The following is a 16,156-nucleotide window of genomic DNA, read 5'->3' on the forward strand; positions in this document are numbered from 1 at the left end:
GAGGGAGCAAAGGGGGGAAGGGCCGTACCGGTCGCCCGGTACGGCCCTTCCTCATGGAGTGACGGCTGCTCAGATGTCGATGACGCGGTAGCCGATGACGTAGACGCCGCCGGAGCCCTCGACCGTGCGCCACTGGGTCTCGGCGCCGACCTCGCTGCCGGTGACGAGCGTGGAGCCCAGCTTGTCGTCGCCGCCGAAGGTGTCCTTGTCCCAGAGGGTCAGGGTCCGGGCCTGCTCCTTGCCGAGGATGAGGGCTGCGTTGCCGTTGCCGTCGGCCATGGAGCGGACGTAGCCGGTGCCCATGGTCTGGTAGCTGATGCCGTTGCCGGGCCACACCTTGACGGCGTTGCCGTTGGCGTCGGTGATCTTGAGGTAGGCCTCGTCGTGGTCGCCCTCGCTGTTCTGCTGGCAGTGCAGCTCGAAGAGCTCGATCTTCACGTAGTCGATCGGCTCGGCGTGCGCGGTGCCGGCGAAGGCGCCGACGGTGCCGAGTCCGAGCAGGGCGGTGGCGGCCAGTCGGACGATTCGGTTCTTGCGCATGTGGTCCCCCCACATATCGGGTCACTGGTGTGACATGAGTCCCGGTCCGCCGTTCTCGGCGGGCCGGTGTGCCGTTTCCCCCCGGCACGACACTCACTGTGCCCGGCCGGACCGCCCCGGTTCTACGCGCGTTCCGCTGGATGGAACGGAGCCGGAAAAGGTCTTCAGAGGACGAGGGCGGGCGCCGGATACGGAGCCGGTCTTCGCTGGCCGCCCCGGGCCAGCGCACGGGTGATGGCGGCCCCCGCCTCGGCGACGGCCTGGGCGAGCACGTCGAGCCTGCGGCCCGCGGGGACCATGCCGGCGAGCGCGGCCACGGTACGCCCGTCCGGCGCGCGGACCGGCAGCGAGGCGCAGCACACCCCCTCCATGACGTCCTCCCGGTCCAGGACCGCTCCGGTCGCGCGGGGGCCTCGCAGGGCCTTCCCGGCGGCGGTGTCGAGCCGGAACGCGATGCCGTCGCGGACCGGCAGCACGGGTTCCAGGTCCCCGGGCACCGAGCCGACGATGAGGGCCATGTCCTCGCGCATCACGGTGAGGACGACGCTGGCGCCGGTGACGCCCCGGAGCCGCTGGAGCGGCAGCCGGGCGGCGGGCACCAGGCCGGGGTGCGGTTCCCAGGCCTGGCCGAGGCGGTAGAGCTGCGGGCCGACCCGGTAGCGGTTGCCCCTGCGCTCGACCGCGCCGACGGCGACGAGCTGGTCGAGCAGCCGGTGCACGCTGCCCTTCGGCACCCCGCAGGCGAGGGCGAGCTCGGTCACTCCGGCCTCGTCGCCGCTCCTGCGCAGGGCGTCGAGCAGCGCGAACGCCCCTTCGAGGACGCCCCGGCCGCGCTCCTGCGCCGGCACCCGTCCGGTCGTCCCGCCGGCCTCCGAGGTCACCACGCCGCCTGCCGCACCACGTCCCTTAGCGGTGTTCATGAGTCTCCCCCGACTCCTCACGCCCCAGCCGTGGTCCCCCGATGGCACGGCTCCGGGCCGGTCTCCCACCATGCCGCAGACCCGGACGAATCGACGAAGGGCTCGGTCCGCTCGTCGTGTCGCCGGGTCCGGGCCTGGACGGCGACCCGGCGCGCGTAGGGTGTCCCCTCATGAGAGACGCTCAGCGGTCCGCCCCCAGGTCACGGCGGCGCAGGAACATCGCGCTGGCCACCACGGTGGTCGGCGTGGCCGTCGTGGGGGCGGCCTTCGTGGTCGCCGCTCCCCCCTCACGCTCCGCGCCCCGCCCGGCCGCGCCGCTCGCCGCGAAGGCGGAGGGTCCCTGGGTCCGTGCGGCCGGGGAGCCGCTGATCGTGATCGCCCACCGGGGCGCGCCGTCGGCCGCGCCGGAGAACACCCTGGTCTCCGACGAGGTGGCGCGGCGGGGCGGGGCGAAGTGGATCGAGAACGACGTCCAGCCCAGCAGGGACGGCGTGCCGTACATCATCCACGACACCACCGTGGACCGGACGACCGACGGCTCGGGCCGGGTCCGCTCGCTGACCTCCGCGGAACTCGACCGGCTCGACGCCGGCTCCTGGTTCGCGCCCGCGTACGCCGGTGCCCGTGTCCCGACGCTCGCCGCGCAGCTCGCGGACCTCCGGGAGCGCGGCGGGAACCTGCTCCTGGAGATCAAGGGCGCGCACACCCGCGCCCAGGTCGCCCGGATCGTGCGGGACGTCCGGGAGCAGGACATGGGCGGCCGGGTCTTCGTGCAGAGCTTCGACGTCCCGTCGCTGCGGTACGCGCACGAGCTCGCGCCCGAGCTTCCGCTGGGGTTGCTGCGGGTGAAGCCGGACGCGGATCCGGTCGCGGTCGCCGAGCAGCTGGACCTTTCCGCGTACAACGTCTCGGACGCCGGTCTCTCGGCCCGTCCCGAGGTGGTCGGGGAGCTCCACGCGGCGGGGGTGGCGGTGAACGTGTGGACGGTCGACCTGCCGGCCCGCTGGAAGGAGCTCGACGGGCTCGGCGTGGACGGGATCATCACCAACCGCCCGACCGAGCTGGGCGGTTGGATCTCGGGCCGGTCGGGCTGAGCCGTTACGGGGTGACCTTCACGTCGTCCACGAAGGCCCGGACCATGACGGCGGCGGTGTGGACGACGGTGCCGGGCTTGATGAGGCCGCCGTTGCCGGCGTCGGCCTTCACCTGGACCGTGCGCTCGCCCAGGAAGGCGTACGTCCTGGGGTCGAAGATCCACTCGGTGCGCTGTCCGCCGAACTCGTCGAGCCGTGCGACCGCGACGCCCTTGCGGCCGGCCGCGTCGGTGGCGCTGTCGACGCTCACGACGCCGGGGATCTTCGCGGCGGCCTTGTAGAGCGCGGCCGTCAGCTCCGGGGAGGGCCAACTCTCGACGAGCAGGTCGCCGATGGTGGTGAAGGCCTGCTGGTCCTTGCCGTTGCCCTGCCCCTCGGTCTCCTTGTAGATCTTCCGCAGCAGTGCGTCGGGGTCGGTGGGGAGTGCCGCGAGGTAGTCGTGCGAGGGCGCGCCGAGGTGCGGCTTCGGGATGTTGCCCTGCTCGTCGGGGCCTTCGAGGGTGATGCCCTCGGGTCCGGTGTTGCCGGGCTCGATCAGCCAGCCCTTGAGGCCGTCCGGGGACCGCCAGGTCTGCCGGGTGTGCAGCGGCTGACTGACCAGGCTGCTCTTGTCGCCGACGGTCTTCACGTGCGTGTTCGCGGCCCGCGTCTCGATGTAGACGTACTGGCCGGCGCGGCCCTGTGGGGCGTCGGCCTCGGCGGCGGCGAGCGAGATGCGGTCGAGGAGCCCGGGCGCGCCGGCGGCGTCCACGGTGCCGATCGAGGTGGTGAGGACGGGGCCGCCGGCGCGGTCGTCGGCGCCGCCGGTGGGGGCGCCGGGGGTGAGGACGAGGACGCCGACGGCGAGCGCGGCGGCGAGGGCGGTCGCGGCCGGGAGGAGGATCGCCTTCCGCAGGAACGGGTTGCGCGCGGGGCGGGCGGCGGTGGCGATGCGGTCGTCGTGGATCCGGTTCATCAGGCGCTCCTTGTGGAACTGGTGGCGGCCCGGAGGAAGTTCGCGTTCCTCGATCGCCGGGAGGTCTCCGCTCTCCTGCCGGTTCGCCGTTCGGGGCTGGTTCGGTTCGGGGTTCATCGGATTCCTTCCTGCGCGGGCCGGACCGCGTTCACGCGATCACCTGTTGTCTGTCGGGGGCGGGACGCGGGTTCCCGTTTTTCGCGGGCGAGTTCCTTCTCGGCCCCGGTACGGAGCTTGGTGCGGGCGCGGGAGAGCCGGGAGCGGACGGTGCCGACGGGTACGCCGAGGGCCTCGGCGGCCTCGGTGTAGGCGAGGCCTTCCCAGAGGCAGAGCACGAGGACTTCGCGTTCGGTGCGTCGGAGGGTGCCGAGGGCCCGCAGGGTGGCGGCGATGCGGTCGCGGTCGTCGAGGCGGCCGGCGACCTCGGAGGCGTGGTCGGGCACGGAGGCCTCGGGCGGTCCGGCCGCGGCGTAGGCGTTGGCCGCGGCCCGGTAGCGGCGGTTGCCCCGGCAGTGGTTGCGGGCGACGTTGGTGGCGACGCCGAGCAGCCAGGGCCGTACGGAACCCCCTTCGGCGTCGACCTTCCCGCGGAGCCGCCAGGCTTCCAGGAAGGTCGCGGCCATGACGTCCTCGGCGACCGACCAGTCGCCGGTGAGCCGGAAGGCGTGGTTGTAGACGCTTCGGGAGTAGGAGTCGAAGAGTTCGGCGAAGGCCGACGGGTCTCCGTCCCGGATGCGTGCGCGCAGGTCGATGGTCACGTCTCTCGTCTGTCCGGCCCCGGGACCGGGTTCCCGTGACGCCGGTCACATCAGGGGGCGAGCTCTTCCAGGAGCTCGGGGTTGACGACGCGGAGGATCGTCGCGATGTCCTCGGGGTCGGCCGCCGCCCACAACACCCGCCGCGCGTCACGGTACTTGGCGGCGAGCCGCTCCCGCTGTCCGGGCGGAAGCGAGGCCGCCCGGTCCGCACGGCTGTTGTGGGCGTTGTCGGCGATCTTCACGAGCGTGGCGTCGGGGTCCTGCGTGATGCGGCGGATCTTCTCCTCGTAGGGCGTGCCCGGCCGGTTGGTGACGGCGTCGACGATGGCGACGACCCGGTCGGGGATTCCCGCGGCGAGGAGCTGCCGCGTCGACCACTCGGTGTCCTCGACGACGTCGTGCAGCAGCCCGGCCATGACCAGTTGCGGGCCGAACGCCTCCAGGCCCGCGGCGACCGCCCTCACGTGCGCGACGTACGGGACGCCGATCTTGTCGGTCTGTCCGGCGTGCGCCCGGTCGGCGAGCGCGTCCACCTCGGCGAGAGTCTTCATCCCCCCATCATCGCGGGCGTGCAACACACTCTTCACACGGGCGCGGGAATGGCGTTCGGCGGTGCGCGGGTTGCCGGGAGCATGCCTCTCGGAGTAACGCTCGGTTCGACCACCGTCCAGCGCACGATCGACGACACGGTGCGGCTCGCACGGGAGGCGCGCGACGCCGGACTGCGTTCGGGGTGGTTCGGCCAGACCTTCGGCTACGACTCTCCCTCGCTGGCCGCGATCGTGGGGCGCGAGGTGCCGGGGCTCCAGGTGGGCACCTCCGCCATCCCCGTCTTCGGCCGCCATCCGCTGCTCGTCTCCAGTCAGGCGCAGACGGCCCAGGCCGCGACCGGCGGCCGCTACCACCTCGGGCTCGCCCTCGGCACCAGGCATCTGACGGAGACCGGCTTCGGCATTCCGTACGAGCGGCCCATCGGTCTGCTCAGGGAGTTCCTCACCGCCCTGCGGCCGCTCCTGGAGACGGGCAGTGCCGACTTCCACGGGGAGCTGCTCACCGCGACGACCCCCTATCCGGCGTCGGTGCCGGGGGCCCGGCCTCCGGTGCCGGTACTCGTCGCGGCCATGGGGCCGCAGGCGCTGCGGGTCAGTGGTGAACTGGCCGACGGCATCCTGCCGTTCCTGGCGGGGCCGCGTGCGCTCGCCGAGCACATCGTGCCGGCCGTGACCGCAGCGGCCACCGCGGCCGGCCGGCCCGCGCCCCGGATCGTGGCCCTCGTCCCGGGCGTGGTCACGGCCGACGCCGAAGCCGTACGGGAGAAGGCGCACGAGGCGCTCGCGCTGTACGAGGGGATTCCGTCGTACCGGCGGGCGATCGAGCTGTCCGGTGCCTCGCGGGCCGCCGGACTCGCCGTGATCGGTGACGAGGAGACCGTCGCCGAGGAGGTGCGGCGCTACCGCGAGGCGGGGGCGACGGAGGTGGTGTTCACCGCGACGGAGCTGAACGGCGAGGAGGACCGGCGCCGCACCTGGAAGCTGCTGGGCGAGCTGGCGGGGGGCTGAGTTCAGCGCTTCGCCGCCGTGGCCGGTTCCGGGATGCCCTCGCCCTCGGTGTCGAGGTGCGGCAGGGTCCGGTCGAGCCAGCGCGGGGTCCACCAGGCGTGTCTGCCGAGGAGGGTCATGACGGCGGGGACGAGGAGGAGCCGGACCACGGTGGCGTCGATGAGGACGCTGGCGGCGAGGCCGAGGCCGAGCATCTTGACGACGATGTTGTCGGAGACGATGAAGGCGGCGAAGACGCTGACCATGATCAGTGCGGCGCAGGTGATGACGCGGGCGGTGATCTCCAGGGCGTGGGCCACCGAGGCCTCGGGGTCGCCGGTGCGCAGCCAGGCTTCGCGGACCCGGGAGAGCAGGAAGATCTCGTAGTCCATGCTCAGTCCGAAGACGATGGCGAACATCATCATCGGCACGTAGCTCTCGATGGGCACATTGCCGGAGACGCCGAGGGCGGGTCCGCCCCAGCCCCATTGGAAGACGGCGACGACGACGCCGTAGGAGGCGGCGATGGAGAGGACGTTGAGGACGGCGGCCTTGACCGCGACCAGGAGGCCGCGGAAGACGATGAGGATGACGAGGAAGGCAAGGGCGACGACGACGGCGATGATCAGCGGCAGGCGGCTGGAGACGATGTCGAGGAAGTCGACCTGGGCGGCCGTGGTGCCGGTGACGTAGGTCTGCGCGTCGGTGCCGGCCACCGCCTGCGGCAGCACGTCGTCGACGAGGTGGTTGGTGAGTTCGGTGGTGCGCTCGTCCTGCGGCGAGGCCACCGAGTAGGCGGTGCCGATGAGGACGTCGCCGTCGGGGGTGGCCTTCAGCGGGGTGATGGAGGCGGCGTCGGGTACGCCGGTCAGGGCGTCCTTCAGCTTGGTGCCGAGGGCGGCCCGGTCGGAGGCCGGCACGGCGGACTGGTCGACGACGACGGTGAGCGGGCCGTTGGCGCCCGGTCCGAAGGCCGTGGAGATCAGGTCGTACGCCCTCCGGTCGGTGAAGGACTTGGGGTCGGCGCCGTCCCCGATGTGGCCGAGCTGGATGAACAGCAGGGGGAAGGCCAGGATCAGCAGGGCGACGACGCCGCCGGTCAGGAACCACCAGGGGCGCTTCTGCACCCGCTGGGCGTAGCGGTGCCAGGTGCCGTGCGCGGGGGTGCCGGGGTCGGCGTCGGTCTCGGCGACCGGCTTGCGGACGTGGTAGCGGTCGATCCGGTGACCGACGAGGCCGAGCATGGCCGGGACGAGGGTGAGGGCGGCGAGGACGGCGGTGACGACCGTGAACGCGGCCGCGAGGCCGAGTTTGCCGATGAAGGTGACGCCCGAGACCCACAGTCCGGACAGGGCGATGATGACGGTGCAGCCGGAGACGAGGACGGCCCTGCCGCTGGTGGTGGTGGCGAGTCCGGCCGCGTCGGCGGGATCGTGGCCGTTCATGAGGTTCTGGCGGTGGCGGGTGATGAGGAAGAGGGCGTAGTCGATGCCGACGCCGAGGCCGATCATCGTGGCCAGGGTGGGTGAGACGGTGCCGAAGGTGAAGGCGGCCGCCATCAGGCCGAGCAGGGCGAGTCCGCAGATCGCCCCGAGGAGCGCGGTGACCAGGGGGAGGACGGCGCCGATGACGGTGCCGAAGCCGATGAGGAGGACGACGATGGCGACGGCGAAGCCGATCGCCTCGCTGGTGCGGTCGTCGGCCTGCGGGCGGGCGAGTTCGCCGAGCGTTCCGCCGTACTCGACGGTGACTCCGGCGTCCCGCAGCGGCTGGACGGCGGTGTCGACGCCGGCGAGGTAGTCGGTGCCGAGGGTGGAGGGCGGGACGCTGAAGCGGATGGTGATGTAGGCGGTCTTGCCGTCGGTGGAGAGCGGCCCGGTGTTGGGGGTGCCGGCGGGCGGCGCGGGCGGGGCGGTGCCGGGCGGCGGCAGCGGGTTCTGGGCGCCGAGGACGTCGGGGAGCTCGGCCAGCGCGGCGACGGCGGAGTTGACGGCCGAGGACTCGTCGGTGAGCGGGCCCGAGGGCCGGTTCAGGACGATCTGGGCGCCGTAGCCGCCGGCGGCGGGGTCGTGCGCCTTGAGGACGTCGAGTCCGTCGGCCGACTGCACTCCGGGGAGCGTGAAGTTGTCGGAGAACTGTCCGCCGACGGCCCGGTCGGTGATCTGGAGTCCCGCGACGGCCGCCAGCCAGAGGGCGATGACGACGAGGAAACGGCGGGCGCACCAGTGTCCGAGCCGATAGAGGACGCCTTGGGCGGGTGCGGGCCGGCCCGTGGCCGGACTTCCTGCGTTCATGGCGTGGCCGTGTCCGTAGAGGAGATCCCCGAGCCGTTCCGGTACCGACGTCGTGCGCGCGTTTCTCCGTCCATTGTTCGCCTGCCGCGAGGCTCCGGCATCTCGGCCGGATCGGCTCAGGTCAGCAGGTGGTCGGTGTGCGCGGCGCGGCGCGCAGCGGCGAACAGGGCGTGCATCCGGGGGCCGGCCTCGTCGACGTCGGAGACGGGGGTGGGGAAGGGCAGCCGGGCGTCGTGGTGGCCCGTGCGGTGTTCGAGGCGCAGGGTGAGGCCGTACCGGTCGACGGCGAGCGGCAGCACGCGGACCAGGTCCTTCTCCGGGCGGGGGCGGACCAGGCGGAGGAGCAGCGGGACGAGGGCGGCGTGGCCGTCGACGAGGTGGGTGAGCATGGCCGCTTCGCAGTCGGCCAGCGGGTCGGGTTCGGCGGCTTCGAGTGCGTCGAGGCCGACGTAGGCGCGTCCTTCGGCGTCCTCCAGGAGTGCCTGGCCGAACTCCATGCAGGTGCTGGTGGTGGCGTCGGTCGTGTAGGGCGCGGAGAGCACTCCCGTCAGGGTGACGCGGGCGCGCAGGCGTTGACGTACCGGGGTGGGGGCGATGTCAGTGAACTCCAGGCGGACGGGGATGCGGGCGGTGCGTCCCGCGGGGCAGTCCTCGGACGGGTCGTGGAGGTGGATGTGGCCCATCGGCCCCGTGCCGTCGAGGGTGTGCACCTCCTGGTGGTGTCCGTCGGTCACGACGTTCATCGAGTGGGCGGCGGAGAGGATCGACCGGACGCGCTCGGCGGGGTTCGGACGGCCGGCGCGAGTACGGAAGGGACGCATGCACTTCTCCCGGGACGGGTGACGGAGACACCTTGGCTCGTCACTTAGGTAAGCCTAACCTAACGCATGCTCGCGAAGAGAAGAAGGTCACAGTCGTACGCCCTCCTGCTCCTTTGTCGATCTCCCCTAGCATCCGAGCATGACGGTCCTGCCTGACGACGGCCTCTCCTTGGCGTCCGAATTCCCTGACGCGCCACACGAGCAGTGGCAACACCTGGTGGCGGGTGTCCTGCGCAAGTCCGGCAAGGAGGTCTCCGGCGCCGAAGCCGAGGACGCCCTGAGCACCCTCCTCGAGGACGGGATCGGCACCCGGCCGCTGTACACCGCGCACGACACCGCACCCGACGCCGGACTCCCCGGCTTCGCCCCCTTCGTGCGCGGCGACCGCGCCGAGGGGAACACCACCGGCGGCTGGGACGTACGCCAGCGCCACACCACCGCCGACGCCGACGCGGTCCTCTCCGACCTGGAGAACGGCGTCACCTCCCTCTGGCTGGGCGTCGGCGGAACCGGCATCCCGGTCTCCTCCCTCGCCACCGTCCTCAAGGACGTGTACCTCGACCTCGCCCCCGTCGTCCTCGACGCGGGCGACGAGACGCCCGCCGCCGCCGAACGGCTCCTCGCGCTGTACGAGGAGCGGGGCGTCGCCCCCGAGGCGGCCCGCGGCAACCTGGGCGCCGACCCGCTGGGCTTCGAGGCCCGCACCGGCCGCCCCGCCTACGACCTCGCGTCCGTCGCCGGACTCGCCCGCCGCTGCGCCGACACCCACCCGGGCCTGCGCGCCCTGACCGTGGACGCGCTGCCGTACCACGAGGCCGGCGGCTCCGCCGCGCAGGAACTCGGCGCCTCCCTCGCGACCGGCGTCGCCTATCTGCGCGGTCTCACCGAGGCCGGACTGAGCGTCAGCGAGGCCTGCGGGCAACTGGAGTTCCGTTACGCGGCCACCGCCGACCAGTTCCTCACCATCGCCAAGCTCCGCGCCGCGCGCCGCCTCTGGGCCCGCGTCGCCGAGGCCTCCGGGGCGCCGCGGGCCGGGGCGCAGCTCCAGCACGCCGTCACCTCCTCGGTGATGATGACCCGCCGCGACCCGTGGGTGAACATGCTCCGCACCACGGTGGCCACCCTGGCCGCCGGCGTGGGCGGCGCCGCCGCCGTGACGGTGCTCCCCTTCGACGAGGCGCTCGGTCTGCCGGACGCCTTCGCCCGCCGCATCGCCCGCAACACCTCCACCATCCTCATCGAGGAGTCCCACCTCTCCCGGGTGATCGACCCCGCCGGCGGCTCCTGGTACGTCGAGCGGCTCACCGATGAACTCGCCCACGCGGCCTGGGAGTTCTTCCGTGACATCGAGCGGGCCGGCGGTCACGAGGCCGCCCTGCGCTCCGGAATGATCGGCGACCGGCTCGCCGGGACCTGGGCCGCCCGCAGCGCCAAGCTCGCCACCCGCCGCGAACCGATCACCGGCGTCAGCGAGTTCCCGCACCTCGAAGAGAAGCCGGTGGACCGCGCGCCCGCCCCCGAGCAGCCGTCCGGCGGTCTCCCCCGGGTCCGCCGCGACGAGGCGTTCGAGGCACTGCGCGCCCGCTCCGACGCCCACCTCGCGGCGACCGGCACCCGGCCCCGCGTCTACCTGGCCGCGATCGGCCCGGCCGCCGCCCACTCGGCCCGCCTCTCCTTCGCCGCCAACCTGTTCCGCACCGGCGGCATCGAGACCGTCGCCGACGGCACCTTCGAGGAGAGCGGCGCCCGCGAGGCCTGCCTCTGCTCCAGCGACGCGCTGTACGAGGAGCGGGCGGAGGCCACGGCCGCGGAGCTGCGGGCGGCCGGAGCCACCCACGTCTTCCTCGCCGGCCGCCCGGCGGCGCACGCCGGCGTCGACGCGTACGCCTTCGCCGGCTGCGACGCCGTCGCCCTGCTCTCCACCACCCTTGACCGCATGGGAGTGTCCTGATGTCCATCCCCGATTTCTCCGGGATCGAGCTCGGGGCACCGGCCGCCGACGGCGGCCCCGACGCCTGGCGCGCCGCCGTCAAGAAGGCCGCGGGCGGTGACGACCTGCTCTGGGAGACCCCGGAGGGCATCTCCGTCAAGCCGCTCTACACCGGGCAGGACCTGGAGGGCCTCGACTTCCTCGACACCCGTCCGGGCATGGCCCCGTACCTGCGCGGCCCGTACCCGACGATGTACGTCAACCAGCCCTGGACGATCCGTCAGTACGCCGGTTTCTCCACGGCCGAGGAGTCGAACGCCTTCTACCGGCGCAACCTCGCCGCCGGCCAGAAGGGCCTGTCGGTCGCCTTCGACCTGCCGACCCACCGCGGCTACGACAGCGACCACCCTCGCGTCACCGGCGACGTCGGCATGGCGGGCGTCGCCATCGACTCGATCTACGACATGCGGCAGCTGTTCGACGGCATCCCGCTGGACAAGATGACCGTGTCGATGACGATGAACGGCGCGGTCCTTCCGGTCCTCGCGCTGTACATCGTGGCCGCCGAGGAGCAGGGCGTACCGCCCGAGAAGCTGGCCGGGACCATCCAGAACGACATCCTCAAGGAGTTCATGGTCCGCAACACGTACATCTACCCGCCCGGGCCCTCGATGCGGATCATCTCCGACATCTTCGCCTACACCTCGCAGCGGATGCCGCGCTACAACTCCATCTCCATCTCCGGGTACCACATCCAGGAGGCGGGCGCGACGGCCGACCTGGAGCTGGCGTACACGCTCGCGGACGGCGTCGAGTACATCCGCGCGGGCCGCGAGGCCGGGCTCGACGTGGACGCGTTCGCCCCGCGCCTGTCGTTCTTCTGGGCGATCGGCATGAACTTCTTCATGGAGATCGCCAAGCTGCGCGCGGCCCGCCTGCTCTGGGCCAAGCTGGTCGGCCAGTTCGACCCCAAGAACACCAAGTCCCTCTCGCTGCGGACCCATTCGCAGACGTCCGGCTGGTCGCTGACCGCTCAGGACGTGTTCAACAACGTCACCCGCACCTGCGTCGAGGCGATGGCCGCGACCCAGGGGCACACCCAGTCGCTGCACACCAACGCGCTCGACGAGGCGCTGGCGCTGCCCACCGACTTCTCCGCCCGCATCGCCCGCAACACCCAGCTGCTCATCCAGCAGGAGTCGGGCACCTGCCGGACCATCGACCCGTGGGGCGGCAGCGCGTACGTCGAGAAGCTCACCTACGACCTCGCGCGCCGCGCCTGGAAGCACATCCAGGAGGTCGAGCAGGCCGGCGGCATGGCCAAGGCCATCGACGCCGGCATCCCCAAGCTGCGCGTGGAGGAGGCCGCGGCCCGCACCCAGGCCCGCATCGACTCCGGCCGGCAGCCGGTCATCGGCGTCAACAAGTACCGGGTGGAGACCGACGAGCAGATCGACGTGCTCAAGGTCGACAACTCCTCGGTGCGCGCCCAGCAGATCGCCAAGCTGCGGCGGCTGCGCGAGGAGCGCGACGAGCGGGCCTGCCAGGACGCGCTCGACGCGCTCACCCGGGCCGCCGCCGGCGAGGGCAACCTCCTGGAGCTCGCGGTGAACGCCGCCCGCGCGATGGCCACCGTCGGCGAGATCTCCGACGCCCTGGAGAAGGTGTACGGACGGCACGCGGGCCAGATCCGTACGATCTCCGGTGTGTACCGCAACGAAGCCGGCGAGTCCCCGTCCGTGGAGCGCACCCGGGCCCTGGTGGACGCCTTCGGCGAGGACGAGGGCCGCCGCCCGCGCATCCTCGTCGCCAAGATGGGCCAGGACGGCCACGACCGCGGCCAGAAGGTCATCGCGACCGCCTTCGCCGACCTGGGCTTCGACGTGGACGTCGGCCCGCTGTTCCAGACCCCGGCCGAGGTGGCCCGCCAGGCCGTCGAGGCGGACGTGCACATCGTCGGCGTCTCGTCGCTCGCGGCGGGACACCTCACCCTCGTGCCGGCGCTCCGCGAGGAGCTGGCGGCGGAGGGCCGCGAGGACATCATGATCGTGGTCGGCGGGGTCATCCCGCCGCAGGACGTGGCCACGCTCCTGGAGATGGGCGCGGCCGCGGTGTTCCCGCCGGGGACGGTGATCCCGGACGCGGCCCACGACCTGGTCACCCGGCTCGCGGCCGACCTCGGGCACGCTCGGTGATCGGTCTCGACACCTACGCGGAGGGTGTACTCGGCGGGAAGCGGGCGCTCGTCGCCCGCGCGATCACCCTCGTCGAGTCCACCCGCCCGCAGCACCGCGCCCTCGCGCAGGAGCTGCTCACCGCGCTGCTCCCGCACGCGGGGAAGGCCGTGCGGATCGGGATCAGCGGGGTGCCCGGGGTCGGCAAGTCGACGTTCATCGACGCGTTCGGCACGATGCTGACCGGCCTCGGTCACCGGGTGGCGGTCCTCGCCGTCGACCCCTCGTCGACCCGTACGGGCGGCTCCATCCTGGGCGACAAGACCCGGATGGAGCGGCTGGCGGTCGACCCGGCGGCTTTCGTACGCCCCTCCCCCAGCGCCGGCACGCTCGGCGGGGTCGCGAAGGCGACCCGCGAGTCGATGGTGGTGATGGAGGCCGCGGGCTACGACGTGGTGCTGGTGGAGACGGTGGGCGTCGGCCAGTCGGAGACGACCGTGGCGAACATGGTCGACTCCTTCCTGCTGCTCACCCTGGCCCGCACCGGCGACCAGCTCCAGGGCATCAAGAAGGGCGTCCTCGAACTGGCCGACGTGGTCGCCGTCAACAAGGCGGACGGCCCGCACGAGCGCGACGCCCGCGCCGCCGCGCGCGAGCTGGCCGGCGCCCTGCGGCTCATGCACGGCGCCGACGCGTTCTGGGCACCGCCGGTCCTCAGCTGCAGCGCGCGCGAGTCCGCCGGCCTCGACGAGGTCTGGGACCGGCTGAAGCAGCACCGCGCGCTGCTCGACTCGACCGGCCGGCTCGCGGCGAAGCGGCAGGAGCAGCAGGTCGACTGGACGTGGGCCATGGTCCGCGACGAGCTCCTGCGCCGCCTCCACACCGATCCGTCGGTCCAGGAGCTGGCGCCGGTGCTCGAGCGCCGGGTCAGGGACGGCGAGCTGACGGCGACGCTGGCCGCCGAGAGCATCCTGGCGGCGTTCGGCGAGCGCGGCGACTGACCGGCCTCACCGGAGACGCGGAAACGAGGACGTCCGAGCGGGATCTTCCCGCTCAGGCGTCCTTTTCCATGCCCGGGCGCAGCCGCGCGAGCAGGGCGTACAGGGTGGCGCTGTCCTCCGCGCCGAGGGTGTCGAGGGCGCCGTGGGTGGCCTGCATCTCCTCACGGACGCGCCGGATGACGTCCCGGCCCTCGTCCGTGGCCACCACGTTCTTGACGCGGCGGTCGGCGGGGTCGGGCTCGCGGCGCGCGAGGCCGCGGGCTTCCAGCCGGTCGACGATCCCGGTCACGTTGGAGGCGTCGCAGACCAGGAGGGTGGCGAGGGCGCGCATCGGCAGGGGGCCGCTCAGCTGGGCGAGGACCTTGGCCTGCGTGGAGGTGAGGCCGTGGTGGGACGCGGCCGTGGCGAAGTCCCTCCACTGGGCCGTGCCGATGGCGGCGAGGAGCTCAAGCAGCTGGAGCTTGGTGGGCGTCTCGGGGGTGGTCGCGCTCATGGTTCGAGCGTACTCAGGATGCTTGACATTATCAATTGTTTACTTGATCACCTCAACTATCGAGGTCTACCTTCGATCTATTACTTGATGACATCAACGATCTAAGTCCTGAAGCACCGAGAAGGCCCCCACTCACATGAGCAACGTGACTCCCCCGCCCGCCGGCGTCCAGCGGCGCGAGACGCTCGTCGTCTTCGCCCTGAGCCTCGCCGCCATGGTCGTGTCGATGATGCAGACCCTGCCGGTCCCGATCCTCGGCCTCATCCGCACCGACCTCGGCACCACCACCGCCGGCGTCAGCTGGGTGACCACCGCCACCCTGCTCTCCGCCGCCGTCTTCACCCCGCTGCTCGGCCGCTTCGGCGACCAGCACGGCAAGAAGCCCACCCTGGTGGCCGTCCTCGGCGTCATGGTGGCCGGCTCGGTCGTCGCGGCCCTCGCGACCTCGCTGCCCCTGCTGATCCTCGGCCGCGTCCTCCAGGGCGCCGCCACCGCGATCTTCCCGCTCGCCCTCTCCGTGCTGCGCGAGGAGGTCCGCCCGCAGAAGCTCCCCGGCGCGATGTCCCTGGTCAGCGGCACCCTCGCGTTCGGCAGCGGCCTCGCCCTCGTCGCCACCGGCCTGCTGACCTCCGGCTCCGACGCCGACTACCGCAGCGCCTTCTGGATGGCGACGGCCTTCGCCGTGCTCGCCCTGCTCGCCGTCCTCCTGCTGGTCCCCGCGACCCGCCACAAGACCGGCGGCCGCACCGACTTCCTCGGCGCGCTCACCCTCGGCGCCACCCTGCTGCTGCTCCTGCTGCCCATCTCGCAGGGCCACGAGTGGGGCTGGACCTCCGCCCGCACCCTCGGCAGCTTCGCCGGCGCCGCCGTCATGACCGTCGTCTGGGTCTTCACCGAGCTCAAGGTCCGCGAGCCCCTCGTCGACATGCGGATGTTCGTCCACCGGCCGGTCCTGATGGCCAACCTGGCCGGCGTCCTCGTCGGCTTCGGGATGTTCGCGAACTTCCTCGGCGTCTCCTACCTCGTCCAGATGCCCGAGGCCCTCACCGGCTACGGCTTCGACGCCACCATCCTGCGCGCCTCCGTCGAATTCCTGCTGCCGGGCGCGATCGTCTCCCTGCTCGCCTCCCCGATCGGCGGCCAGCTGGTCCGCCACCGCGGTCCGCGTACAGCCCTGGGCCTGGCCGCGGGCCTCGGCGCCCTCGGCTTCGCCTGGCTCGCCCTCGACCACGGCCACGTCGCCTCGGTCATCGGCGCCGGTGTCGTCGTCGGCGCGGCCGTCAGCTTCGGCTACGCGGCCATGCCCGCCGTCATCATGGCGAGCGTCCCGCACCACCAGAGCGGCATCGCCAACGGCATCAACTCCATCTCCCGCTCCACCGGCAGCGCGATCGGCAGCGCCGTCGTCACCACGATCCTGGCCTCGCAGACCCTGGAGCACCTGCCCGCCGGCGCCCCGGCCCTGCCCGCCGAGTCCGGTTTCACCCTGACCTTCTGGATCGGCGCCGCGGCCTTCGCCCTCGTCGCGGTCATCGCCCGGGTCGGCCTGCGGGGCGGTCACGCTCCCCGTACGGCTCCGGCGAGCGCGCCCGCTCCCGCGCCCGCCCCGGAGAAGGCGGAGGCGCCGGCCGCCTGAGC

At 72.7% G+C, this 16,156-nt stretch carries 14 protein-coding genes; 6 read left to right on the plus strand and 8 right to left on the minus strand.

Annotated features, from left to right (window positions below):
• Positions 1 to 69: 69 nt before the first annotated feature.
• A complete protein-coding gene (locus ACZ7G1_RS29095; protein WP_470871835.1) occupies positions 70 to 540 on the minus strand; it encodes a hypothetical protein in 471 nt (156 codons plus the stop codon).
• 164 nt (positions 541 to 704) lie between these two features.
• Positions 705 to 1,460: an IclR family transcriptional regulator gene (locus ACZ7G1_RS29100; RefSeq protein WP_470871837.1), complete on the minus strand. Its 756-nt coding sequence runs from the start codon at positions 1,458 to 1,460 to the stop codon at positions 705 to 707.
• A 170-nt stretch (positions 1,461 to 1,630) separates the two neighbouring features.
• Between ACZ7G1_RS29100 and ACZ7G1_RS29105 the strand changes: the two genes are divergently transcribed.
• Complete coding sequence (locus ACZ7G1_RS29105) at positions 1,631 to 2,554, plus strand: glycerophosphodiester phosphodiesterase (protein ID WP_470871839.1); 924 nt, start codon at positions 1,631 to 1,633, stop codon at positions 2,552 to 2,554.
• A gap of 4 nt (positions 2,555 to 2,558) precedes the next feature.
• Here the strand turns inward: ACZ7G1_RS29105 and ACZ7G1_RS29110 are convergent, their stop codons facing one another.
• Genes ACZ7G1_RS29110 through ACZ7G1_RS29120 form a run of 3 tightly spaced genes read right to left on the minus strand, consistent with a single transcriptional unit; the run spans position 2,559 to position 4,818 of the window.
• On the minus strand, positions 2,559 to 3,626 hold the full coding sequence (locus ACZ7G1_RS29110) for a CU044_5270 family protein (RefSeq protein WP_470871841.1): 1,068 nt from the start codon (positions 3,624 to 3,626) through the stop codon (positions 2,559 to 2,561).
• Entirely contained in the window at positions 3,623 to 4,267 is a 645-nt protein-coding gene (locus ACZ7G1_RS29115) for an RNA polymerase sigma factor (RefSeq protein ID WP_470871843.1), read from the minus strand. Before ACZ7G1_RS29115 ends, ACZ7G1_RS29110 begins: the two co-directional genes overlap by 4 nt.
• Positions 4,268 to 4,317: 50 nt before the next feature.
• A complete protein-coding gene (locus ACZ7G1_RS29120; RefSeq protein WP_470871845.1) occupies positions 4,318 to 4,818 on the minus strand; it encodes an HD domain-containing protein in 501 nt (166 codons plus the stop codon).
• An 81-nt stretch (positions 4,819 to 4,899) separates the two neighbouring features.
• Here ACZ7G1_RS29120 and ACZ7G1_RS29125 point away from each other — a divergent pair, with 81 nt between their 5' ends.
• Entirely contained in the window at positions 4,900 to 5,826 is a 927-nt protein-coding gene (locus ACZ7G1_RS29125) for a TIGR03564 family F420-dependent LLM class oxidoreductase (protein ID WP_470871847.1), read from the plus strand.
• A gap of 2 nt (positions 5,827 to 5,828) precedes the next feature.
• On the opposite strand, the gene ACZ7G1_RS29130 is transcribed toward ACZ7G1_RS29125, so the two are convergent.
• The gene (locus ACZ7G1_RS29130) at positions 5,829 to 8,099 is read right to left on the minus strand and encodes an MMPL family transporter (protein ID WP_470871849.1); all 2,271 of its coding nucleotides are present in this window, start codon (positions 8,097 to 8,099) and stop codon (positions 5,829 to 5,831) included.
• A 116-nt stretch (positions 8,100 to 8,215) separates the two neighbouring features.
• Complete coding sequence (locus ACZ7G1_RS29135) at positions 8,216 to 8,920, minus strand: DUF2470 domain-containing protein (protein ID WP_470871851.1); 705 nt, start codon at positions 8,918 to 8,920, stop codon at positions 8,216 to 8,218.
• A gap of 139 nt (positions 8,921 to 9,059) precedes the next feature.
• Between ACZ7G1_RS29135 and ACZ7G1_RS29140 the strand changes: the two genes are divergently transcribed.
• From ACZ7G1_RS29140 to meaB, 3 genes are read left to right on the plus strand one after another with little or no spacing between them, the layout of a single operon-like run.
• Complete coding sequence (locus tag ACZ7G1_RS29140; RefSeq protein ID WP_470871853.1) at positions 9,060 to 10,871, plus strand: methylmalonyl-CoA mutase family protein; 1,812 nt, start codon at positions 9,060 to 9,062, stop codon at positions 10,869 to 10,871.
• Positions 10,871 to 13,045, plus strand: a complete 2,175-nt coding sequence (gene scpA / locus ACZ7G1_RS29145) for a methylmalonyl-CoA mutase (protein ID WP_470871855.1) — start codon at positions 10,871 to 10,873, stop codon at positions 13,043 to 13,045. The genes ACZ7G1_RS29140 and scpA overlap by 1 nt, the downstream gene beginning before the upstream one ends.
• The gene (meaB, locus tag ACZ7G1_RS29150; RefSeq protein WP_470871857.1) at positions 13,042 to 14,025 is read left to right on the plus strand and encodes a methylmalonyl Co-A mutase-associated GTPase MeaB; all 984 of its coding nucleotides are present in this window, start codon (positions 13,042 to 13,044) and stop codon (positions 14,023 to 14,025) included. The genes scpA and meaB overlap by 4 nt, the downstream gene beginning before the upstream one ends.
• Before the next feature lie 52 nt (positions 14,026 to 14,077).
• Here the strand turns inward: meaB and ACZ7G1_RS29155 are convergent, their stop codons facing one another.
• Positions 14,078 to 14,518 carry a MarR family winged helix-turn-helix transcriptional regulator gene (locus ACZ7G1_RS29155; protein WP_470871859.1) on the minus strand — a complete coding sequence of 147 codons (441 nt, stop codon included), beginning with the start codon at positions 14,516 to 14,518 and terminating at the stop codon, positions 14,078 to 14,080.
• Positions 14,519 to 14,654: 136 nt separating this feature from the next.
• Between ACZ7G1_RS29155 and ACZ7G1_RS29160 the strand changes: the two genes are divergently transcribed.
• A complete protein-coding gene (locus tag ACZ7G1_RS29160) occupies positions 14,655 to 16,154 on the plus strand; it encodes an MFS transporter (protein ID WP_470871861.1) in 1,500 nt (499 codons plus the stop codon).
• Positions 16,155 to 16,156 lie beyond the last annotated feature (2 nt).

This window comes from Streptomyces sp. NPDC037273 (assembly GCF_055603625.1).